This is a genomic window from Planctomycetia bacterium (assembly GCA_015075745.1).
Taxonomy (GTDB): domain Bacteria; phylum Planctomycetota; class Phycisphaerae; order UBA1845; family UTPLA1; genus UTPLA1.
Genome location: JABTTW010000001.1, coordinates 327,487 through 348,399 on the forward strand (window position 1 = coordinate 327,487; position 20,913 = coordinate 348,399).

20 protein-coding genes are annotated in these 20,913 nt (G+C 60.5%); 13 read left to right on the top strand and 7 right to left on the bottom strand.

Annotated elements, in window-relative coordinates; genetic code table 11:
* Positions 1-148 precede the first annotated feature (148 nt).
* From HS101_01370 to HS101_01385, 4 genes are all read left to right on the top strand, one after another.
* Positions 149-1,258 carry a DegT/DnrJ/EryC1/StrS family aminotransferase gene (locus HS101_01370; GenBank protein ID MBE7504915.1) on the top strand — a complete coding sequence of 370 codons (1,110 nt, stop codon included), beginning with the start codon at positions 149-151 and terminating at the stop codon, positions 1,256-1,258.
* A gap of 274 nt (positions 1,259-1,532) precedes the next feature.
* Positions 1,533-2,744, top strand: coding sequence for a cadherin-like domain-containing protein (locus HS101_01375; protein MBE7504916.1), 1,212 nt, complete (start codon positions 1,533-1,535; stop codon positions 2,742-2,744).
* A gap of 101 nt (positions 2,745-2,845) precedes the next feature.
* A complete protein-coding gene (locus tag HS101_01380; protein ID MBE7504917.1) occupies positions 2,846-4,165 on the top strand; it encodes an IS1380 family transposase in 1,320 nt (439 codons plus the stop codon).
* A gap of 147 nt (positions 4,166-4,312) precedes the next feature.
* The gene (locus HS101_01385) at positions 4,313-4,468 is read left to right on the top strand and encodes a hypothetical protein (GenBank protein ID MBE7504918.1); all 156 of its coding nucleotides are present in this window, start codon (positions 4,313-4,315) and stop codon (positions 4,466-4,468) included.
* A 34-nt stretch (positions 4,469-4,502) separates the two neighbouring features.
* On the opposite strand, the gene HS101_01390 is transcribed toward HS101_01385, so the two are convergent.
* Positions 4,503-6,470 (bottom strand): SpoIIE family protein phosphatase, encoded by a 1,968-nt coding sequence (locus HS101_01390; GenBank protein ID MBE7504919.1) that lies wholly within the window; start codon positions 6,468-6,470, stop codon positions 4,503-4,505.
* Here HS101_01390 and HS101_01395 point away from each other — a divergent pair.
* From HS101_01395 to HS101_01410, 4 genes are all read left to right on the top strand, one after another.
* Positions 6,469-7,188, top strand: a complete 720-nt coding sequence (locus HS101_01395; GenBank protein MBE7504920.1) for a radical SAM protein — start codon at positions 6,469-6,471, stop codon at positions 7,186-7,188. The genes HS101_01390 and HS101_01395 overlap by 2 nt on opposite strands.
* A gap of 254 nt (positions 7,189-7,442) precedes the next feature.
* Complete coding sequence (locus tag HS101_01400) at positions 7,443-8,789, top strand: Glu/Leu/Phe/Val dehydrogenase (protein MBE7504921.1); 1,347 nt, start codon at positions 7,443-7,445, stop codon at positions 8,787-8,789.
* Positions 8,790-9,177: 388 nt separating this feature from the next.
* Positions 9,178-9,843, top strand: coding sequence for a choice-of-anchor E domain-containing protein (locus HS101_01405; GenBank protein ID MBE7504922.1), 666 nt, complete (start codon positions 9,178-9,180; stop codon positions 9,841-9,843).
* Between the two features lie 438 nt (positions 9,844-10,281).
* Positions 10,282-10,959 carry a choice-of-anchor E domain-containing protein gene (locus HS101_01410; protein MBE7504923.1) on the top strand — a complete coding sequence of 226 codons (678 nt, stop codon included), beginning with the start codon at positions 10,282-10,284 and terminating at the stop codon, positions 10,957-10,959.
* Positions 10,960-11,051: 92 nt separating this feature from the next.
* Here HS101_01410 and HS101_01415 read toward each other — a convergent pair whose 3' ends face one another.
* The 3 genes from HS101_01415 to frr all read right to left on the bottom strand — a co-directional run bounded on the left by HS101_01415 (position 11,052) and on the right by frr (position 13,254).
* Entirely contained in the window at positions 11,052-11,723 is a 672-nt protein-coding gene (locus HS101_01415; GenBank protein MBE7504924.1) for a PEP-CTERM sorting domain-containing protein, read from the bottom strand.
* A gap of 158 nt (positions 11,724-11,881) precedes the next feature.
* Positions 11,882-12,412, bottom strand: coding sequence for a hypothetical protein (locus HS101_01420; protein ID MBE7504925.1), 531 nt, complete (start codon positions 12,410-12,412; stop codon positions 11,882-11,884).
* A gap of 272 nt (positions 12,413-12,684) precedes the next feature.
* On the bottom strand, positions 12,685-13,254 hold the full coding sequence (frr, locus tag HS101_01425; GenBank protein MBE7504926.1) for a ribosome recycling factor: 570 nt from the start codon (positions 13,252-13,254) through the stop codon (positions 12,685-12,687).
* Between the two features lie 234 nt (positions 13,255-13,488).
* Between frr and HS101_01430 the strand changes: the two genes are divergently transcribed.
* Together HS101_01430 and HS101_01435 are read left to right on the top strand one after the other, a co-directional pair.
* On the top strand, positions 13,489-13,734 hold the full coding sequence (locus HS101_01430) for a hypothetical protein (protein ID MBE7504927.1): 246 nt from the start codon (positions 13,489-13,491) through the stop codon (positions 13,732-13,734).
* A gap of 203 nt (positions 13,735-13,937) precedes the next feature.
* Positions 13,938-15,107, top strand: a complete 1,170-nt coding sequence (locus HS101_01435) for a hypothetical protein (GenBank protein ID MBE7504928.1) — start codon at positions 13,938-13,940, stop codon at positions 15,105-15,107.
* A gap of 101 nt (positions 15,108-15,208) precedes the next feature.
* Here HS101_01435 and HS101_01440 read toward each other — a convergent pair whose 3' ends face one another.
* The 3 genes from HS101_01440 to HS101_01450 all read right to left on the bottom strand — a co-directional run bounded on the left by HS101_01440 (position 15,209) and on the right by HS101_01450 (position 18,329).
* Complete coding sequence (locus tag HS101_01440) at positions 15,209-15,484, bottom strand: hypothetical protein (GenBank protein MBE7504929.1); 276 nt, start codon at positions 15,482-15,484, stop codon at positions 15,209-15,211.
* Between the two features lie 266 nt (positions 15,485-15,750).
* Positions 15,751-16,092: a hypothetical protein gene (locus tag HS101_01445; GenBank protein MBE7504930.1), complete on the bottom strand. Its 342-nt coding sequence runs from the start codon at positions 16,090-16,092 to the stop codon at positions 15,751-15,753.
* Between the two features lie 185 nt (positions 16,093-16,277).
* Positions 16,278-18,329 carry a S9 family peptidase gene (locus tag HS101_01450; GenBank protein MBE7504931.1) on the bottom strand — a complete coding sequence of 684 codons (2,052 nt, stop codon included), beginning with the start codon at positions 18,327-18,329 and terminating at the stop codon, positions 16,278-16,280.
* A gap of 212 nt (positions 18,330-18,541) precedes the next feature.
* Here HS101_01450 and HS101_01455 point away from each other — a divergent pair, with 212 nt between their 5' ends.
* The 3 genes from HS101_01455 to HS101_01465 are packed head-to-tail and all read left to right on the top strand — an operon-like array spanning position 18,542 to position 20,792.
* Entirely contained in the window at positions 18,542-19,555 is a 1,014-nt protein-coding gene (locus HS101_01455) for a hypothetical protein (protein ID MBE7504932.1), read from the top strand.
* Positions 19,552-20,352 (top strand): CPBP family intramembrane metalloprotease, encoded by an 801-nt coding sequence (locus HS101_01460; GenBank protein MBE7504933.1) that lies wholly within the window; start codon positions 19,552-19,554, stop codon positions 20,350-20,352. The genes HS101_01455 and HS101_01460 overlap by 4 nt, the downstream gene beginning before the upstream one ends.
* The gene (locus tag HS101_01465) at positions 20,352-20,792 is read left to right on the top strand and encodes a hypothetical protein (protein ID MBE7504934.1); all 441 of its coding nucleotides are present in this window, start codon (positions 20,352-20,354) and stop codon (positions 20,790-20,792) included. The genes HS101_01460 and HS101_01465 overlap by 1 nt, the downstream gene beginning before the upstream one ends.
* The last annotated feature ends 121 nt before the right edge of the window (positions 20,793-20,913 follow it).

Genomic DNA, 20,913 nt, shown 5'->3' on the forward strand with positions numbered 1-20,913 from the left:
AGGGGGCAAGGTAAGAAGTGAATCGGCGATTCGAAGCCGCTATCATCGAGTCCCTCCGGCGTGGCGCGTCCCATGGCGTTCCTGTTCCCGGAGATGACCTGGACGAGCCAGCCCTACCTGGGGGAACTCATAATACAGAAGGCACGAAATGAATATCGATCTCTCCGGACCGGATATTTCACAGGCCGAAATCGACGCCGTCTCCGAAGTGCTGCGCTCCGGCAGGCTATCGCTCGGACCCGCCGTATCACGATTTGAAGAAGCCATCGCAAGTTATGTCGGCACCAAGCACGCCATCGCCGTCTCCAGCGGTACCTGCGGTCTTCACCTGCTCGTTCGGGCGATCGGCCTGCAACCCGGTGACGAGGCCATCACGACGCCCTTCTCATTCGTCGCTTCGTCGAACTGTATCCTCTACGAAGGGGGAAAACCGGTCTTCGTGGACATGGACCCGGAGACCTGGAACATCGACGCGACAGCGGTCGAGGCTGCGGTCACCCCGCGGACCAAGATGCTCATTCCTGTCAATGTGTTCGGACAGCCCGCCGACTTCGATCGCATCAGCGCTATCGCCCGAAAGCACAAGCTTCGCGTGATTGAGGACTCCTGCGAATCGCTCGGCGCCAAATACAAAGGCCGCATGTCCGGCAGCCTCGGCGACGCAGGCGTCTTTGGCTTCTATCCCAACAAGCAGATCACCACCGGCGAAGGCGGAATGATCGTCACCAACGACGACGAGATCGCCCGGCTCTGCCAATCCATGCGCAATCAGGGCCGCGACACCGGCATGGGCTGGCTCTCGCACGAGCGACTCGGTTACAACTATCGCCTCAGCGACGTGAACAGCGCCATCGGCGCCGTCCAGATGCAGCGGATCGGAGAGATACTCGGCAAGCGCAGCCGCGTGGCGGAATGGTATCGAACGCGGTTGGCTTCGGAAGACCGGCTCAGCTTACAGAAGATTGAGCCGGATTGCTCCATGAGCTGGTTTGTGTTCGTCGTAAAACTGGCCGACCGATACAGTGAGGAGGACCGCGCCGCCATGATCGAAAAGCTGCGAGCGCGCGGCATCGGTTGCAGCAACTACTTCGCCCCCATTCACCTCCAGGCGTTCTACAAGCGGCAATTCGGCTACAAACCGGGCGACTTCCCGGTCTGCGAGCGCGTCGCCGCCCGAACGATCGCCCTGCCGTTTCATAATCATCTCAGCGAGTCGGAGGTCGACAAAGTTTGCGAGACCGTGCGATCACTGCTTTGACCCCCCCGCGCCGTACGGACCGATACGGCGACGGGCTTAGTGGGCCGCCCCCAACTGGTCCGCGAACGTTGGCTGCAAATCGATTTCAATCGCAGACGCCCGATCAATTTCGGACATGTTGGACAATTTCTGTTGAGATTCATCGCCCGTGCTGAATAGAGTTAGCAGAATCAGGCTCCGTCCAGCCACATCCGGGGCGCCTCGTAGCGCCCGTGGCAAAGCGAGCCGCGGGCACGATTGTGTTCGATTCGATCTTGGGGGGAGACAAGTCAATATGAATCCTTTTCGCTTCGGGCGATTATCTCGCACCATCACATCCGCCCTTTGCGTGGCGTTGGTATTCAATCTTGTCGTATTGACGCCAGGTTGCGGCACGAGACTCAACTGGCAGGGTCCCACGACCGGCAAAGTCAGCATCCCGCTGACGCCCGACCATCCGATTTCGAAAGCACTCAGCGGCACCGCCTTTGAGGGCGCGGAGTCGCTCGAGGCCGACATGGACGCGGGAGTCTTTAGACTTGTCTTTCTCGATGATGCTCGAACGATCACCGGCCGATTCGTACGCAGCGGTGACTCATGGGAGATGACTGAATTCAGCTTCGGCACATCCGCGGGCGCCGCGAAAATGTCGCTCGACGCCGCGTCTCGCCAGGTCACGATGATCGAGACGACTCAGGGCGACATTTGGACGCCGAGCAAGGTCAGTGATGCACCTTCCCGGGCGGTTTCAGGTGACCGCATCGAGGGCTATGTCCAGAGCAATACAGAATTGATGCCGCAGACCAACGGCACCGGCAAGGGCAATTCGTCGTTGCTCTTCGCCGCGCCGTTCTTCTTCTTTGTCATGTTCATCTGGTCGCTTTGCGCGGTTCACGTCGTGCTTTGCCCGGGATTCCTGCCGATCTTCCTCGTCATTGGCGCCATCCTCGGTGGCCTGCCTCCGCCGAATGCAGGCGAGCAGCAGATCCCACAGAACCAGGCGCCCGATGCACGCGACGATACATTCACCACGCCTCACAACGCCACGATCAACGCGAGTGTCCTGACGGATAACGGGGCCGGCGCCGATAGCGATCCGGACGGCGATCCTCTAACGGTCTCGCTTGTCACCAGTGTCGCAAACGGAACGCTCAGCCTCCAACCGACCGGTCTATTCACCTATACGCCCAACACCGGCTATGTCGGTGCGGACACATTCGTCTATCGCCTCGAAGACGGCCAGGGCGGAACGGATAACGCAACGGTGACCATCACGGTTACCAACCGGCCGCCGGATGCGCGCGATGACGCGTTTTCGACGCTGATTGAAAGCCTACTCACCGGCAATCTCTTCGACGACAACGGCATGGGGATCGACAGCGATCCGGATGGCGATGCCATCACTGTGATTGCGGTTGATGGATCGACGGCGAATGTCGGCACGGCATACATGCTGGCCTCCGGCGCGATCCTAACCCGAATATTTCATCAGGTCGGCGTTGAATAGGAATAGAAAAAGCCTCGAAGCCTTGTAGACTGGGGTTTCGTAAGAACATTCCGGTCCATAGGCAGGGAGGCTTTTTCGTGACAGACTGTAACAGCAAACCGATGTTCTTTTCCAGTCTCGGCCGCAAGAAAATCGTGGCCGATTTCACAGGCGGAACGCTCACCTCAGACGCCGGGGGTCTGCTGCTTCGGGAGGTCGAGCGGCGTCTGGGCCTGGTCGATCAACTGGCCGGGGTCATCAACGACCCGCGTGATCCGGCCCGAATTCAACATGACCAGCGGGTCATGCTGGCCCAGCGCATCTTTGCCATTGCGATGGGCTACGAAGATCTCAACGACCATCAAGCCCTGCGGAGCGATCCCGTGCTGGCGGTCCTGACCGGGCGGCCGCCGAGCGCGGATGAGCCGCTGGCCAGCAGTCCGACCTTGTGCCGGCTGGAGAACCGCGTCACGCGCGGCGACCTGGCACGAATGTCGCGTGTGCTGGTGGAGCAGTTCATCGCGTCCTATGAATCGCCGCCGGAGGAATTGATCCTCGACTTCGACGCGACCGACGATCCGATCCACGGCAACCAGGAAGGCCGCTTCTTCCACGGCTATTACGACCACCACTGCTTCCTACCGCTGTATGTGTTCTGCGGCTCGCGGCTGCTGGTCTCCTACCTGCGGCCCAGCAACATCGACGGGGCCCATCACGCCTGGCCCATCCTGAAGCTGCTGGTGCAGCGCTTGCGACAGGCGTGGCCCGGGGTGCGGATCATCGTCCGCGGGGATTCCGGCTTCTGCCGCCGGCGAATGATGAAATGGTGCGACCGGCACGGCGTCAAGTACGTGCTGGGCCTGGCCCGCAACACCGTCCTGGAGAAAGCGGCCGAGTCCTTCATGCAGGCGGCCGAGGCCCAGTTCGCCACCACGCAGCAGAAGGTGCGGAACTTCCACGAGATCGAGTACGCGGCGCAGACCTGGGATCGCCCGCGCCGCGTGATCGTCAAGGCCGAGCGGCTGGTTCAGGGGCCCAACGTTCGATTCGTGGTGACCAACCTGACCGACCGCACGCCGAACGATATCTACGACGGTCTGTACACGGCCCGCGGCGACATGGAGAACCGCATCAAGGAGCAGCAGCTCGGGCTCTTCGCCGATCGCACCAGTTGCCACGCCTTCCTGGCCAATCAGTTCCGGCTGCTGTTGTCCTCGGCGGCCTACGTCCTGGTGGAAACGCTGCGCCGCACGGCCCTGGCCGGCACCGAACTGGCCGAGGCCCAGGTGAACACCATTCGCCTGAAACTCCTCAAGGTCGCCGCGCGGGTGGTCGTCTCCGTGCGCCGCGTCGTACTGCGACTGTCGAGCAGCTGCCCCCTGCAGGACCTGTGGCGATCCCTGGTTCCACGACTCCGCCTGATCCCGCCCGCCCCATCATGACCCGAAAAACAACCTGATCACCGCTTGGGGGTAAGGGGGCCCTGCGCGCTCCAACCTCCACCTTCGTCCCTCCGCTCACGCACAAAGCCGAAAAACTCCGTCCATCACCATTCGAAGATCACTGATGAAATATGCGGGCTAATGGTCATGGCGGATGGGTCGTTCACCTACGACACCGCGGTTCCCCTGATCTTCGGGAAGGTGGACAGCTTCGACGACACCTTTACCTATACGATTTCCGATGGTCTCGGCGGGACGGGCACCGCGACCGTGGTAATCACGGTCGACCTCTTCCAGCGTTAAGACAGGTATCCTCGAGTCAATCGCCCGCCCGCAATCACGCCTTAGGTGACGGCCACTCGGCGCCCTCGCGCACCCGCACCATGACCAGCGTCAGATCGTCGCCCGGCGCCACGAGTCCGCTGAATCGGCGCACGTCCCAGAGCATTTGCTTGGCGGACATCTGGATCGGCATGTCCGGCGGTAGCGCGCCGTGCAGGCGCAGCGACTGATGCAGCCGGGCGCGGCCGAATGCGTGTCCATCATAATCCAGGGCTTCGAGCACACCATCGGTGCATGTCAGTAAGACGTCGCCGGGCTCCAGCAGCACTTCGGCGCTCTCGTATTTGGCATGTTCCAAGATTCCGAGCGCCAGTCCGCCTACATCCAGCTCCTTGACGACGCCGTTCCTGAGCAGAAGCATGGGCTCGTGCCCCGCGTTGCAGTACTTCATCCGCCTGCCGTCCGCTGACAACTCGGCATAAAACGCGGTCGCGAACTCATTTGGCAACGTGTCATGCTCCAGTCGGTTGTTCACCGAGCTGATGATCTCCGTAATATCCGTCACCCGCCGGGCATGCGAGCGAAGCGCAGAGCGTACGCTGGCCATCATCAAGGAAGCGGGAAATCCCTTGCCCACGACGTCGCACATCACCAAGCCGATGTCGCCATTATCGAACTGAATGAAGTCGTAAAAATCGCCGCCCAGCTCGCTGCTCGGCTCATAGATGCATCCAAATTCATACGCCGGCGTTGACGGCGGACTCGCCGGAATCATGCGCCGCTGCACATCCGCCGCAAGCTTGATCTGCCGTTCGACCCGCTCGGCCTGGGCCATGTCGCGGCGAAGTCGGGCATTCACGATGGCCGTCGCGACCTGAGAGGCAATCGCCTCCAACAGCGATACTTCGTACTCCGAAAACACATGGCGACGCCCCGTGTAAGCGCGCAATACGCCGAGTCTTTTTCCGCCGTTTGAGACCCCGGTCACCAGCCCGCTAAAGAGCCCCTCCTCACGGGCCTTCTGTTTATGGAGCACACGAGGATCGGTGCGCAGATCCTCAATATAGACCGTCTGACCTGCCAGCGCGTTCTGGTCAATCGGGCTGTCCATCGCCAGAATCTGGCCCTTGTCCAGATACTCCTTCGAGAGATTGGCGACCGAGGCCATCTTGAGCACACCGGTATCTTCATCGAGGAGTCGCAGGGCCGCCGCGCGCAGTCCCATACGCGCGACAAGCTGCTGCGTCGCCGTGTCGAGAATCTCCTGAAGGTCCGTATGCTCGGCCAGTGCCGCGGCCACGTCGCGGACAACGGCCAGCTCATCGATACGTTTGCGCAATTGATAGGCCTGGTAACAGAGCCGAGCGATGGTGTTGGCGAGCTGTTGCACGAAAGCCGTGGCCGACGACATGCGGACGTCAGACCACAGTGGCAGGCGACGGGCAGCTTCGCCCAGGACGTGCCGGTCCAGGCCGAATTCCTCCGCAAGCGCCGCAAGGCGATCGTCTCCTAGAGGTCCTCGCGGTCGATCTCCCACGATGATCGCGCCGAGATGTTCACCTCCGACAATGATCGGCGCGACGTATTGCGAAAGGCCCGCGTGACATTCGTTCAGCAGCGGCCCCTCGGGAGATCCGTCCCCCGCCACCAGCCGCGTAGCGCCCGCGTGACTCATCTGACACGCCGTCTTGCCGGAGGGGCACGACTGCATGACGGAGCAGAAATCCGCCTCCTCCGCCGGAATCGTAATCGGCAGCCCGGCCGAATCGCGAATGCTGGTAGCGATGCCCGTAGCCCGCGCAAACCCGTCCTGCAGCGCCTGAAGCGTCTCCAGGTCGACAAAATCCGTAAGTTTGGTTTCTCGCGTCGCGCCCTGACTCATGTATGGATGAACGCCTCTAAAAAATGACGTGACGGCGGATGCGAATTCCGACCGGGAACTGCCCACAAACCGGGACGCCGCGCCCTTCACGCCCGACAGCGGCTTGGGGCACGCGGCCGATCCACCTATCATAGATGTCATGGAACTGCCCCGCTACCCGGCACCGAATCTGATGCGCTACGGGCGCTACCAGGGCCACCATCCGCGCGAGGTGGTCTTGCTCAAGGGATTGCCGTGCGTGTGGAGCCGGTGCAGCTTTTGCGACTACATCGACGACAACACGAGCGACGAGTCCGAGATCCAGCGCGTCGCGGATGAAGAACTCGCTAAGGTCACCGGCCAATACGGGCGTTTGCAGGTCATCAACAGCGGGTCGATTCAGGAATTGCCGCTTGCCGTGCGCGACCAGATCAAGCGACTGCTGGCCGAGCGCGGTATTACCGATTTCTGGACCGAATCGTACTGGGCCTATCGCAAGGACTACGAGGCCACTCGCCGTTTCTTCGACGTGGAAACGCACCTGTTCCTCGGCGTGGAGACGTTTGACGACAATCTCCGGAACGGCGTGCTGAACAAGTCCATGCACTGGGACTCGCCCGACGACGTGGCTGCGGCGACGGACTCGATCTGCCTCATGATCGGCATTCGCGGGCAGACGAAGGACATCATCCGCCGCGACATCGACATCCTCCGCTCAAAGTTCCGCTACGGAATCATCAATCTCTTCACCGAAAACCGCCTCAGCGCCGGGCTGATGGATGAGGGAATCAAGGCATGGTTCCGCGAGGAATTCGCGGGGCTGGCGGATGATCCGAATCTGAATGTGCTTTGGCAGAACACTGACTTCGGCGTTGGATAGCTATTGGGCGCGACGGCGCGTCAAGCACACCTCTAAAACTGCCCTGTAATAGCCCCTATCCGTCGACTTTCACCGCCCGCCTATCCTGCGGTATCATATTCGGCATGGAAAGCGGCCTGGCCGCCGGTGTGGAGTAATCTGACTTAGACAGAACGATTCATCCAGTCATGTAGAGCGGATCACCGCCTTCGCCGATTTTTCGACACGATGCCGGTGCGCTCGACTCGCCGGAGCAAAGGGATATGACGACAACAATGAGCAGCACCGAGTCAACGAAGCGATCAAGTCAACCAGCAGCCACCCCGTCCTCCGCCCCCCCTGCCGCCGCGCACGCCCCGGCGGAGGCGAAGTCCAGCCTCTTCGAAAACGTCATCAAGCAGTTCAACAAGGCGGCCGGCCTGATGGGGCTCGACCCCAACATTGGCAAGATTCTCTCCAAGCCGCAAAACGAAATCACCGTGAACTTCCCCGTGCGCATGGATGATGGACGCGTCGAAGTGTTCACCGGCTACCGCGTGCAGCACAACAGCGCCCGTGGGCCCTTCAAGGGCGGCCTGCGCTATCACCCGTCGGTCAATATCGACGAAGTCCGGGCACTGGCGGCGTGGATGACCTGGAAAACGGCTCTTACAAACATTCCCTTCGGCGGCGCCAAGGGCGGCATTCAGATTGATCCGTCCAAGTACTCAACCGACGAGCTGCAGCGCATCACCCGGCGCTTCACCTACGCCCTCGGCGACAACATCGGCCCGGAGTACGACATCCCCGCGCCGGACATGAATACAAATCCGCAGATCATGGCATGGATTCTCGACACCTACCTGAGCACGATTCCTCCGCATGAACGGCAGAGTTGCACCCACGTCGTCACCGGCAAGCCGATCGTCTCCGGCGGAAGCCAGGGCCGCGACAAGGCAACCGGACAAGGCATCGTCTATTTAGTCGAGGAGTGGGCCAAGGATCACGCCCTCGACCTGAAGAGCGCCTCCTATACCCTTCAGGGCTACGGGAACGTCGGCTCGTGGACGGCCCGGCTGATGAAGCCCTTGGGCGCGAAGCTGCTCGCGGTCGAAGATCACACCGGGGCCATTTCCAATCCGGACGGTATCGACGCCGACCGCCTGTTCGAGCACGTTCGAGCCCGTGGCGGAGTCCGCGGATTTGCCAAGTGCGCAACGATCGACCATGTGGAGATGCTCAAGATCAAGGCCGACTTCTTCATCCCGGCCGCCATGGAAAACCAGCTCACCGCCTCAACCGCTCCGTTGCTCAATGTGAGGATGGTCGCCGAGGGCGCCAACGGCCCGACGAATCTCGAAGGCGAGGCGATTCTCGCGCAGCGCGGCATCGAGGTCCTGCCGGACTTCCTCTGCAACGCCGGCGGCGTCATCGTCAGCTACTTCGAATGGCTCCAGAACAAGCGCAGCGAGTTTTGGGACCTCGACGAGGTGGACACCAAGCTGCGCAAGAAGATTCTCGGCGCCTACCGGGCCGTCCGGGAAATGGCCGCCAAGCACCATACCGACTGGCGCACGGCCGCGTACATCGTCGCAATTCAGAATCTCGAAACGGTTTACAAAGAGCGCGGCATCTTCCCCTAAGGCCTACGCGTCGAAGAAATGACACGCCTCATCGCCGTTTGATGCGAAGGGGCCCTTTGCCCGCGCAGACCCTCCAGAACCTACGCGCCCATCCGTTCCATAACACCGCCCCGCCTCCGCGAGATTCGGCTTTTCGCCGACTGATAACTCGATCACGCAGGAACCAGGCTCGCGTCAGGGTCAAATGGCCCCCGAAGTGCCTGACTGTGGCCATCCCGCCGAATCGGTCCGCCCCGTAAGGGCTGATCGCAGACGTGGGTCCGAATAGTCGCCGGAAGTTGACTTAACGCCGGCGACTGCGAATAGAACTAATAGCTCACAACGCGGGCTTGGGCTCGCCTTCGAAGAGCAATACAGGGGAACTTGGAAATCTTTGGGGGGTATCAGAATGCGGTTCATCAAAGCACTTGCCGTGGTTGCCGTGGTCGCGATGTCGACCGTGTCCGCCGCCCAGGCCGACACGATCATGTTCAGCGACAACGTCGCGCTGCAACCGACGAATTTCATGACGTCCGTCACGCTGCCGAAGTTCGATCCGTCGCTCGGCACGCTCGACAAGATCACGCTCAAGCTTTCCGGCCACGTCGAAGGCATAGCCCAATTCGAGAGCCTCGACGCCGATCCGGCGACGGTTGACATGGAGCTGGCCGCCGAGATCGAGCTCCAGCGACCGGACCTCAGTACGCTTGTCGTCACGCTGCCGCTTGTCATGACGACCGACAACGTCACCGCCTTTGACGGCATGATCGACTTCGGCGGAACGTCGGGAAAGTCTTATCCGCTGCTGACCGCCGATGACGTGGACTCCATCATGACTATGTCGATGATGGACCTGGCCCTGTTCACCGGCCCGGGCAACATCATGCTCCCGGTCATGGCCACCGGCGCCTCGACCGGCAGCGGTGCGGGCAACCTGCTGCTCCAGTTCAGCACCTCCGCATCCGCCAACGTCATGGTCACCTACGACTACACCATTCCGGAGCCTGCCACGGCCGGCCTCCTCGGCATGGGCGCTTTCGCCGCGATGCGACGCCGACGCCGAATCGCCGCCTAAGCATTGGGACCGCGCTCAAGCGGCGCATGTCCGCTCCGTCCGATGGAATATTCGATGCTTCTGAGGGCTCGACGCCGTCATCCACGGTGTCGAGCCCTCTCAGTTTGGTGCCGGCGAAATTCTCTCCGAATGCGACGCCCGCCGATGGCCATGACAGAGAAGTGATGCGGCGCATCAGAGCCATTTTGCGATCACTCGATCGGGTGAATTTGAGAATTCGGAATCAGCGATAACGAAGTACACGGCGCATCGTCTGATAATGATTCTCGCTGCTTACCTGCCGCGGGGGTTCGCCTCCGAGTCCGATTTGCCGATCGAAAAGCCTCTGCCGCAGGTCTGGAATCGACGGTGCCCGGCGACATAAGATAATTGACGTTTCGTTCCGGCGCCCGTCGGAGTTACGTCGGCGTGCCGCCTTCCTCGCAGGGGGTCTTCGTTATGACGTTGAGATCTAAGAGTGTTTGGGGCCTGGTCTGCGCACTGGCAATTTCACCGGCCGCGCTGAATGCCGATGAGGTCAGCTTCAGCGATACCGTGCCGCTGACACAGACGAATTGGAAACAAGTCGTCACGCTGCCCAAGTTCGATCCTTCGCTGGGAACGCTGACATCGGTCCTGCTCAAGCTGACCGGAGAAGTCAGCGGCACCGCATCAGTCGAGAGCAAAGACCCAAGCCCGACGATGGTCACCGCGACATTCACCGCCGATATCTCGCTGATGCGGCCGGATATGTCGGTCCTCATGGCCGTCATCCCGAGCGAGGCAATCACGCTCCCGCTCGGAAGCTACGACGGCGTGATAGACTTCGCCGGCCCCTCGGGGCGCGTGCTCCCCGAGGTCAAGAAGGAACTCTTTGAGTCCCACTTCATGGCCAGCCCGCTCTCCCTGCCGGATCAATCGCTCTTCGTCGGCGCAGGGGAGTTTATGAGTCTCCCGGTCTGGGCCATCGGCAGATCGCGAGGTTCGGGATCTGGAAACCTGGTTATGCTCCTGCATACGGACGCTGCGGCCACGGCTGAGGTGACGTATTTCTTTCAGCCGATCCCGGAGCCGTCAGTCGCAGGAGCATTGCTCCTGGGAATGCTGATGATCCACCGCCGGCGTCGATTGGCGTAGGAACTTCGATTCTTCATTTACTTGGATGCACATGAAAAAAGGTCGCTCCCATCGGAGCGACCTTTTCATCTTGGATAATAAGTGAAGTCGAATCAGCGGCGGCGGCGGAAAAGCCCCATCGCACCGAGCGAAACAAGCATCGCAGTCGCCGGCTCAGGAATGACAATGTACTCATAGGTGACCGTCACGTCGCCGGATGCCGACGTATTGAACTGGAGCAAGAGGTTGCCCGCTCCGCTTCCCGATGAAGCACCAGTGGCCATGACCGGAAGGGCGATATTGCCGACACCGGTAAAGAGTGCGAGGTCCAGCGGAGCCGTCGTCATGGACATTTCATTATCGTCGCCGGCCAGGGCGGAATAGGTCTTCCCCGATGTGCCGCCGAAATCCACCGTACCGTCGAAGGCGCTCGCGTTGTCCATCGTCATGGCCAACGGAAGAGCGACGACAAGCGACGTCAGGTCCGGCCGCTGAAGATTGACCTGGGCGGCCAGTTGCATCGAAATCGTCGTCGGACCGGCATCGAGGCTTTCAAACTTCGCCTGCCCTTCGACGTGACCGGACAATTCAAAGATGACCTTGGTAAGCGTGCCCAGGCCGGGGTTGAACTTGGGAATGGAAACCGACGAGTTGAAGTTCGTCGGCTGCAGGGCAACTGAGTCGCTGAACATGATGGTGTCGGCCGTTGCCTGGGAAACCGGGAGCAGGGATAGGGAGGCGAATACCGCTAGGGTAACAGCCGCCTTCGAGTTCGGACGTTTCACTTAACATTCCTCCTGTGCAGCCCGCCGCCTGCGAGGGATTGGCGAGCCATCGCACCGATGACTTATAGAGCTGGAATCGGACCTGCGTGCGCTAAGCACGAGGCCATTCCGCGAGGTCAGGGTTCCAATATAACCGATTTATGCTCTCCGATTCAAGCTCAGGGGCCGCCAAATCCCCCTGTAACAGGAAATTGTCGATCGCAGGAGTACCAGAGATCGTGTCGGTCGGTTCCCTGCGGCCGCGGCCGGACGATGGGAAAAACGGGAAAGTGTCCCCGTCCTGGAGCATTTAACGCGATATCCGACGGGAAGAGCGTGGAGCCGGCGATATCGACAAATCCACCGACGAGAACCGGAAAACCGAAATCGGCAATAATTTCCGGGGCACCCCAATTCCAGTTGACATGAGCGGCGGCATTCGCAGCGCCACCGCAATCCGTTGGGTCAATCGCCCCGGTACCGCCGAGGTCGCTGCACGTGAACTCGAATTGGTCCTTCACATTGCCGGTCGTCACCAGAGCTGAGATGGTCGCGGCCGTTCCGATCGTTGGAACGATGGTCGTGTTCGCTGTCCGCTCACCAATGTCGTAAGCGTCCAGTGAATCGATGAACGCATCGACGTCATATCGCGGGGATAAATCTGCACGTGCGGCAACCGGCAAGTCTGCCATCAATGCAAAAACGCCCAAGGAATGAAACTCTTGCCGCCGTCGAGAAAAGCATAGCGCTTTCTCCCTCCGTATCGTGCGCACGGCTCACTCGAAACCATACAGCGAAAGGTATGCGCGCCGATCGGCGATTCGCGTAAAACGGCCGTCGCTCGGGAGATCTCTCCCCCTATCCAATCGCGAGAGGCGTGGATTCGGCGGTTTTTCTTTCCATCTATACTGGCCTGTGCGTAAGCGCACACACGCTCAGATTCGCCTCATCTGTGCCCGACAAGGCTGGCTCATGCCTCCGGCTAGACCTCCATAATCTCCTTGGTCTTACCGGTCATCAATTCTTCGATCAGCCCCTCATACTTTTTCGTCAGCTTGTCCATGGCCTCATGGCCTTTCTTGGCGTCATCCTCCGGCATGGTCCCCCCCTTTTTCTCAGCATCAATCTTTTGAATCGCGTCTCGCCGCGCGTTGCGCAGTGCGATCTTCTGAGCCTCGGCCATCTTCTTAATCTGCGAAGCGATCTGCTGACGCCGCTCACCGGAAAGCGACGGAATCGGCAGGCGAATCACCTTGCCGTCCGATTGCGGATTGATCCCCAACGCCGCCTCCTGAAGCCCGCGCTCGATATCCTTGAGCGTCGTCGGATCAAACGGCTTCACCAGAAGCATGCTCGCATCCGGCGCGCTGATGGTCGCGAGTGCCTTGAGTTCCATCGGTGCTTCACCGTACGCCGGCACCTTCACCTTGACATGCTCGACAAGACCGGGCGATGCGCGGCCGGTACGGACGCCCCGATACTCGTCCTTGAGAAACTTAACGGACTTTTCCATGGCCTCTTCGGCCTCAAACTCTATCTCGTCATAAGCCATTGGTCGCTCCTCGTGCGTGATGCCCGCCGATATTCTCTCACCCCCGTCATTTTGTAAAGAGTCCCCGGTCCCATAGGTGGAAAATCTATCGCGGCGGGCCATTCATCGCCTTGCAGCTCCGGTGGAACGAATCGTAGTTTTTGATCGCTGACCCGACGTCGAGCTCGACACCTCGCAGGAGCTCGCCGGCTAGGCAATCCTCGCAAGAAGCACGAACAAAGGAGTGGCAGAGGCATGACAAACAGGATGCTACGAAAAGTGAAACTCGTCGCGACCGTGATGTCCGCCGGACTGATGGGCAGCGTCTTCCAGGCGGGAGGCTGCACAATCAATATCGATCAGGAGCTGCTCAGCCAGCTCTCGGGTCTTGTGGGCCAGTTTGGCGAGCGCTTCACAAATGGCCCCGGCGGCGGCCCGCACTCGGGACCCCACGGCTTCAACGGAGAATTAGACGACTTCTCCGAGTCTGAGTTCGACTAGCATTCGAATTCGCCTTTCGCAATCGCTATCTCGCCGTGCCGGCTTCGGTCCTTTTGGGCCGGAGCCGGTGTTTTTTTGCAAATAGAGTCGGACTCGAATAATCACCGCAACACCTCCCACCCTTGACCCCCTCCTCGCTCCTATGCAGAATCCTGATGCAATCTGGGAATCCCGGTTCATCCTCGCAATGGGAGTGCATCTGTATGAATCTTCTTTTGAAGTCTCTCGCCCCGCTTCTTCTCATCTCGTCGGCTCTCCTTGCCATGACGCCTTTGAATGCCCTGGCGGACGACGACGTCGTCACGGTCAAGGTCCAGGGACAGGGCATCGATGAGGACAGCGCGATCAAGGACGGCCTCCGCAAAGCCATCGAGCAGGGCGGCAAACAGGAGATCATGAGCAAGAGCCAGACGAAGGACTTCGCCCTGGAATACGACGTCGTCCTCGCGCGTGCCAGCGGAATCGTCAAGCACTACGACGTAACCGGCAAACGCTCATCCCTGGGCGTGACGACTGTCGACATCACCGCCCAGGTCAGCAAGAAACTGCTCGACGCGACCTGGGGCGAAGTTGCCATTCTCCTCAAGCAGCTTGGCCGCCCCAAGATCATGGTCGTCTTCACCGAGATCATTCACGATCTCGACCGCGCCGAGCCCAGCCGCGAAGTCGTCCAGAAGGACAGCATCCTCGGCACCGCCATCGAGCGAAAGCTCCTGAAGCTGGGCTTCAAACTCGTCAATCCCGGCCAAATGAAGGAGATCGACCGCAAGAAGGCCGAGGTCGCCGCTGCTGAGAATGACACCGAGGCTCTCAAGTCCCTCGCCATGAACTACGGCGCGCAGGTCTATATCAAGGGCGTGTCGCGCGCCTCCGGCCCCGAGCACACCACCGCCGCCGGCGTCAACCTGAACATGTGGGAAACCGACGTGACCATCCAGGGCTTCTGGACTGAGACGGCCGATGCGATCTTCTCAAACACCATGACCGGCGTGCGCGGCGGATCGCGCGTCGCGGGGCCGATCGGCGGCCGACAGGCACTGGAGAAGTCGGGCATGAAGCTCGCCGACGCAAGCGTCTATGACCTGCTCGAATCGTGGACCCGCGGCACAGCAGGCGGCGTCGGTGATGTCATTCTCGAAGTGAGCAACGTCGCCGACGTGAAGCAGGGCATTCTCATCAAGAAGGCCCTCGCCGAAATCCCGGGCATCGAGGAAGTCGTCAAGGACGGCGCCAAGGGCGTCGTCAAATACACCTGCCAGACCAACATGACCGCCGAGACGCTCACCGAGCACCTCATCGAGGCGACGTTTCAGGGTTTTGAATTGGACATCACCGACCAGAAGGCGAAGACGATCGTCGCGCGCGTGAAGTAGGGTCCATCGAATGACCGGTGAATAATGCCTTGCATAACGGCGTGCGGCCACGAAAATGCAGATGTTGTGGCAGATAGAATGGTAAGTGCCTGAATCGTGGATTATGATTTGAGCATGCCAGCACTTCGAATACTATTGGCGTTCTGCCTCTTTGTGTCCCCACCGGCGGCGCGGTGCTGCTCAGACTGTACTGGACCAAAAACAGAGAAAAAGGCCGCTTGTTCCTGTTGCAAGCCTAAGGCCACGACCGTTCGGTCCTGCTGCGCTTCCAAGGACGCCGCCGCACAAAAGGCCTGCACTTGTCCGCATCGAAAACCCGCCTCTTCATCCAACGAGTTTCCCGCACCGACATCATCGAGCAAGGATGTTTCGCCCATTCTCCTCGCATCCCTTTCGACGGCACAGGCAGTCGCTGATCTGGCGTCAAGTCCGCTTGATGCATCATCGGTAGTGGACTCCCCTCACCTCCAGCTATCCGACTCCGTCCACGCATTGCTTTGCGTATGGCTGAATTGATCACTCGGCCCCTTCCCGCGTTTTAGACATTCACTTTCAAGGGTCGCTGTCGACCCTGCTGAGTTGTGTCATTCGGTTACGCGCCGTATGGACGCGCGACCGACGATTGAACGGTAACCCAAACCTGTTAAACAGGAGATTGATCAATGAAGCCTTTGAATATTGTGATTGCGATCGTTTGTGGATTGTCCGTCGCGGCCTTTGCCTTCATGCCTGCCTCGGCCGCCAGGGTGGAAGCCACGGCGCAGGCCGCTGGCTGCCAGTGTGGTGACATCTGCGCCAACGTTTGCGGCGACTCATGCAAGTGTGCATCTTCGAAAGACGCTTGCGCCGGCGGATGCAACGGCTCGTGTGACGGCGGCTGCGCCGGATGCACCTGCGCGAAGTCGGCCAGCGCCGTAGCGGCCGATTCCTGCCCTTGCGGCGATGCCTGCGAGTGCGGCGCAAACTGCGCCTGCGGTACCGCCAAGAAGGCCTGCAGCACCGAGTGCAAGGGCAAGTGCGACGGCGGATGCCCCGGCTGCAGTTGCAAAGCCTAGTGCGGACAGCCTGTAGCTGACTCACTAAACCCGAAGGGCCGGCGGAATACTTTCCGTCGGCCCTTCTCATTTTGCGCAATGGCCATTCAAGCCCGTCGATTAGGCCCGTTCGCCATCACTTCTTCGTCCACTCGTCCAGCCACGCCAATACCGTCTCATGCCACAGGATGCTGTTGGCCGGCTTGAGCACCCAGTGATTCTCATCCGGAAAGTAGAGAAACTTGCTGGGAATGCCGCGGCGCTGGCACGCGGTGAACGACGAAAGCCCCTGCGTATCGACCACGCGATAGTCCAGACCGCCGTGAATAATGAGCATCGGCGTCTGCCAATGCTTGACGAGGTTCACGGGGTTATGCTTCTGATACCCCTCGGGGTTATCCCACGGCGTCCCGTGGTGTTCCCACTCCGGAAACCAGAGCTCCTCTGTGTCGAAGTAGGCCATCTGTTCGTCGATGTTTCCGTCGTGACTGACCAGGCACTTGAATCGATCGGGCCACTTGCCCGCGATCCAGTTGATCATGTAACCGCCGTACGAGGCGCCCAGCGCCGCGACACGCTCGCCGTCCATCCACGAATACCGCTTGATCGCCGCCTCAAGCCCCAGCCGAAGATCTTCCAGCGGCTTGCCGCCCCAGTCGTCCCGAATCGCATCGCAAAACGCCTGCCCATAGCCGGTCGATCCGTGAAAATCGATCATGATCGCCGCATAACCCGCCGCGGCGTACGCCTGCGGATTCCATCGGTAGTGAAAGTCATTGCCGAATGACCCCTGCGGCCCCCCGTGGATGAGAAACGCAACGGGATACTTCTTGTCCGCCGAAAAGTCGATCGGCTTGACCACATAGCCATAGACCTTCTCGCCGTTCCATCCGGCGAACGAGAACTGCTCCGCCTCTCCCATCTTCGTCGCCGCGACGCGCTCATCGTTGATGTGAGTGATGCGCTCAACGCCGGTCCCGTCGGGCTTTATGCTGTACAGCTCCGAAGGTCCATTCAGGTGATTCATGGAATAGACGATTCGCCCGCCGGAAACTTGCGGCCCACCAATACGCCCCTCCCAGAGCACGACCTTGTCCTTCCCATCAACCGTATCGATGGCAAAAAGCGAGTGCTGCCCGACATTGTCCGCCGTCGTGTAGATCGTCTTACCGTCAGAAGACCAATTGATCTCGGAAGCCGACCGGTCCCACAGTTCAGTCAGCGTCTTCGGCTCACCGTCGGGCCACGACTTGAGCACGATACGCACCCGGTCCGCCTCGTAGCCCGCCTTTTCCATCGCCAGGTACGCGAGCGTCTTGCCGTCCGGTGAGAAAGCCGGTGCCGTATCCAATGCCTCGTTGGCCTCGGTCAAACAGCGCGGCTTCTGCGATCCATCCACCGGTGCGGCGTACAGATCCAGGTCTGTCGACCAAGCCTCCTTCTCACCCACGTCGCGAGCGGAGAACAGAATCTCCATTCCGTCGGGCGAAAACGCAATCTCTTCCGGTCCGCCGAACGGCTTCGACGGAGAGTCCGCATCCATGTCCTTCATCACATCCACGAATGCGGAGTCCGCCGCATCCAGCTTTCGAACGAACACATGCGCCCTCCGCCCGTCCTTCCACGTATCCCAATGGCGCACGAACAGCCGGTCATACAACTGCCCCGTCGTCTTTTCCTTAGCCTTTTTGTCGAGTTGCTTCTTGGTCTCATCCACCGACTCTCCGGGAAAGACCTCCATGCTGACGGCGATCTGCTTGCCATCGGGGGAAACAACCAGACACCCAACGTCAAGCGGCAGCTTCGTGATCTGCTCCGCCTCCCCACCCGCGACGCTGATTCGCCAAACCTGCGACGAACCCGATCGGGTTGAAATGAACAGGATTGACTTGCCGTCCGGCGTCCAGCGCGGATTCATATCGGCATCGGGATGCGTGGTAAGCTGCCGCAGATTTTTTCCGCCGGCCCCGATCAGCCACAGGTCTGTTCGACCCTTATTAGCCTCCAGGTCGGTGGTGCGCAGAACGAATGCGATCAGGTCGCCGTCCGGCGAAACCTGGTGGTCGGAGATTCGCTCCATCGCCAGCATGTCGTGAATCGTGAAAGGATGCGGCTCATCCGCCCCAAGCGCCGCCGTCATCCCCAACAAGACCACCAACACACGCAATGCCGTCCAGCTTCGAATCATCGGATCATTCCTCCGGAAAACGCTCGTGCTCGCCCACCCACACGAAAGCCCGGCATTCTAACAACCCTCGAAGTCCTGCACAGTCAGCGGCGGCGAGCCTTTAACGGGCTCGTCGTTGAGATGTCAGACAACCGTCTATAGACTCGCTCCCGGCTGCGCCGCTCGCCAGGAAGCGTGTCGGATAGCAGCCTTGAATAACTGGAAAGGTCCGTTTGGCAAGTTCGCTCAGACAGTTTCGCCGACGAATCGCCGCAGCGGCCACGCGCTCGGTGGAGCCGCTCGGGAAGTTGCTTCCTTCGCCCGCAGTGAGCACGCTCGAGTGGTTTCTCAAGCACGCCGCCCGCCACGCACCGATCCTTTCCAGCATGGTTGCCGACAACATGCGCCGCGCAGGCGTCTATTCGGCCGACGCCCATCGAGCATACTTCGCGCAGATCGCCCTTCACATCGCCAACGCGCTGCGACTCTTCGGCAACTCGGCGACGCCCGATCGCATCGAGACACTTGTCCGCTCCCAGATCGCGCTGGATTCGTCCATCGAAATCCTGAAGAAGCTCATGGCCGAAGGACGCGGCGTCCTGCTGGCTCCGGCACACACGTCGAACTATGTGTTGACCCTCGCCCGGCTCGCCCACGAGGTGCCTGTCACCATCTACCTGCGCTGGTCAAAGGATCAGCAGAAAGTCCGCCTCAAGCACAACTGGTGCCGCGCCGCCGGCCTGCAGGTCGTCCTCGAACCGGAGAACGCCGCCAACCCCACCAGCCGCGCCGCCGCCTGCGTCGATGTCCTGCGCTCCGGCGCTTTGCTCGCCATGACCCCCGACATTGCCCAGAAGCGTGACGAAGGCGTCTCGATCCAATTCCGCGGCCACACGGCCTACCTCCCTTCAGGCCCCGCCTCCATCGCCATGCTGGCTGAATCCCCATTTGTTCCGCTGTTCGGAAGAGTCAGTGCCAATGTGCAGACACTCTACATCACCGAGCCCGTCCGCGTGCAGATGCGCTCCCGGGCCGAGGGCGGTCGCCAGGAGGCAGTGCGCCTGGCCATGCAGGCCTGGGCCGATGGTTTCGCGACGTTTCTCACGAACTGTCCCGAGGCATGGTTCCTATGGGCCGACAGCAGATGGACAAAGGTCTTTCGCGGCGATCCCGAATACGCCGGAGAGCCGGCGCCCAGACGAGTTGACGCGAGTGCCGCAGTAGTAGCCGTGGAGCACGTTGAATGATCGCCATCCTTCTGCTCTTGGCCATTCCCATCCTGATGTGGGTCGTGCAGTCGGCCCTGCTGACAAAGGCGGGACTTCCCCTTCGATGGCGACTCAACGCGGGCGACGCCCCGGCATTCGTCCGCACCGCCGGACGCATCACCACGCAAGTCTGTCTGATATCCACGATCGTCATCTACCCCGCAATCCGAGGCGAACCGATCCTCGCGTATTACGAGGGCCTGCTTCCACTCACGCGATCCTCCCTGCTCTTCTCGCACGGCGCAGCCGCCTCATCGCTTTTTCTCTGTGCCCTTTTCGGTGCATGGCTGGCCACCGATCGACTGGTCATCGACATCCACCACGCGAGAAGGAAGTGGGTGAAGCGCTTGATCCTCCTCGCCCCTACGGCCTTATTCGGCGCGCTGGTCGAGGAACTGATCTTTCGCGGCGTGCTCCTCGCCGATCTTCTCCGCTCCGATTGGCTGCCCCAGGGCGCGTCAATCATGCTCGGCGCACTGATCTTCGCCGGGGCCCATTACGTCCGCGCCGTCAAGCGACGCTGGACCTTTCCCGGCCACGTCCTGCTCGGCGTGTTGCTTTGCGTTGCTTTTTTGCGAACGGGAAGTCTGTGGCTGCCGATGGGGCTCCACGCCGGCGGCATCTTCATGATCATGGGCATCCGGCCGTTTGTTCGCTATCGCGGCCCCGCCTGGCTCACCGGCGCGAGCATCTTCCCATTCGCCGGTGTCATCGGTATGGCAGGTCTCCTCCTGCTGACCGCGTTCGTGTCGACCTATTACGGTGAGGCTCATTGATGACGATGCAGCGTGAATCCGGAATCGCCGCCCGATTGCCCGACGATGCCGCCAATCGTCAGAAGATCACCGCCTACCTGCAATCCAACGGCCTCGATTCTGCTAAGCGCTTCGCCGAAAAGGACGACGACGAGCTGAACGCGGCCATCCTCGCCGGCGACTACAAACAAGTCGTTTTCGCGAATCTCGATGAGTTGCTCATCACCATTTGGAAAGGTGAAGCCCAGTGGGATCGCTGGCGATCGTCAGGCATTGAAGTGATCCTGGTGAATCCGCCCGACGCCGCCGACTGGCTGAGCGTTGTCGATGCCGCCTACGCGAGCCTTCATGGATGGAGATCGATCCGCCGCCGCCGCCAGATCATTGCCGCTGTAATTCTGAGCATCATCGCCCTCGCCGCCATGTTTGTGCTCTTTTACTGGGTCCCGCCGCCCCGGTAATCGTCACACCTGAAATGTTCGTGGACTGACGCACATTTTCGCGAATGCACAACTTTTTTGGGCTGGCCATGCATGTGCGTCACGGCACAATGAAGGCGGTTCCCGCGAAATTCCTTTGAAT

Bases quoted from the DNA above. Each gene is read 5' to 3' on its own strand.
- HS101_01370 (MBE7504915.1), top strand. From the start codon at position 149: ATGAATATCGATCTCTCCGGACCGGATATTTCACAGGCCGAAATCGAC.
- HS101_01375 (MBE7504916.1), top strand. From the start codon at position 1,533: ATGAATCCTTTTCGCTTCGGGCGATTATCTCGCACCATCACATCCGCC.
- HS101_01380 (MBE7504917.1), top strand. From the start codon at position 2,846: ATGTTCTTTTCCAGTCTCGGCCGCAAGAAAATCGTGGCCGATTTCACA.
- HS101_01385 (MBE7504918.1), top strand. From the start codon at position 4,313: ATGGCGGATGGGTCGTTCACCTACGACACCGCGGTTCCCCTGATCTTC.
- HS101_01395 (MBE7504920.1), top strand. From the start codon at position 6,469: ATGGAACTGCCCCGCTACCCGGCACCGAATCTGATGCGCTACGGGCGC.
- HS101_01390 (MBE7504919.1), bottom strand. From the start codon at position 6,470: ATGACATCTATGATAGGTGGATCGGCCGCGTGCCCCAAGCCGCTGTCG.
- HS101_01400 (MBE7504921.1), top strand. From the start codon at position 7,443: ATGAGCAGCACCGAGTCAACGAAGCGATCAAGTCAACCAGCAGCCACC.
- HS101_01405 (MBE7504922.1), top strand. From the start codon at position 9,178: ATGCGGTTCATCAAAGCACTTGCCGTGGTTGCCGTGGTCGCGATGTCG.
- HS101_01410 (MBE7504923.1), top strand. From the start codon at position 10,282: ATGACGTTGAGATCTAAGAGTGTTTGGGGCCTGGTCTGCGCACTGGCA.
- frr (MBE7504926.1), bottom strand. From the start codon at position 13,254: ATGGCTTATGACGAGATAGAGTTTGAGGCCGAAGAGGCCATGGAAAAG.
- HS101_01430 (MBE7504927.1), top strand. From the start codon at position 13,489: ATGACAAACAGGATGCTACGAAAAGTGAAACTCGTCGCGACCGTGATG.
- HS101_01435 (MBE7504928.1), top strand. From the start codon at position 13,938: ATGAATCTTCTTTTGAAGTCTCTCGCCCCGCTTCTTCTCATCTCGTCG.
- HS101_01440 (MBE7504929.1), bottom strand. From the start codon at position 15,484: ATGGGCGAAACATCCTTGCTCGATGATGTCGGTGCGGGAAACTCGTTG.
- HS101_01450 (MBE7504931.1), bottom strand. From the start codon at position 18,329: ATGATTCGAAGCTGGACGGCATTGCGTGTGTTGGTGGTCTTGTTGGGG.
- HS101_01460 (MBE7504933.1), top strand. From the start codon at position 19,552: ATGATCGCCATCCTTCTGCTCTTGGCCATTCCCATCCTGATGTGGGTC.
- HS101_01465 (MBE7504934.1), top strand. From the start codon at position 20,352: ATGACGATGCAGCGTGAATCCGGAATCGCCGCCCGATTGCCCGACGAT.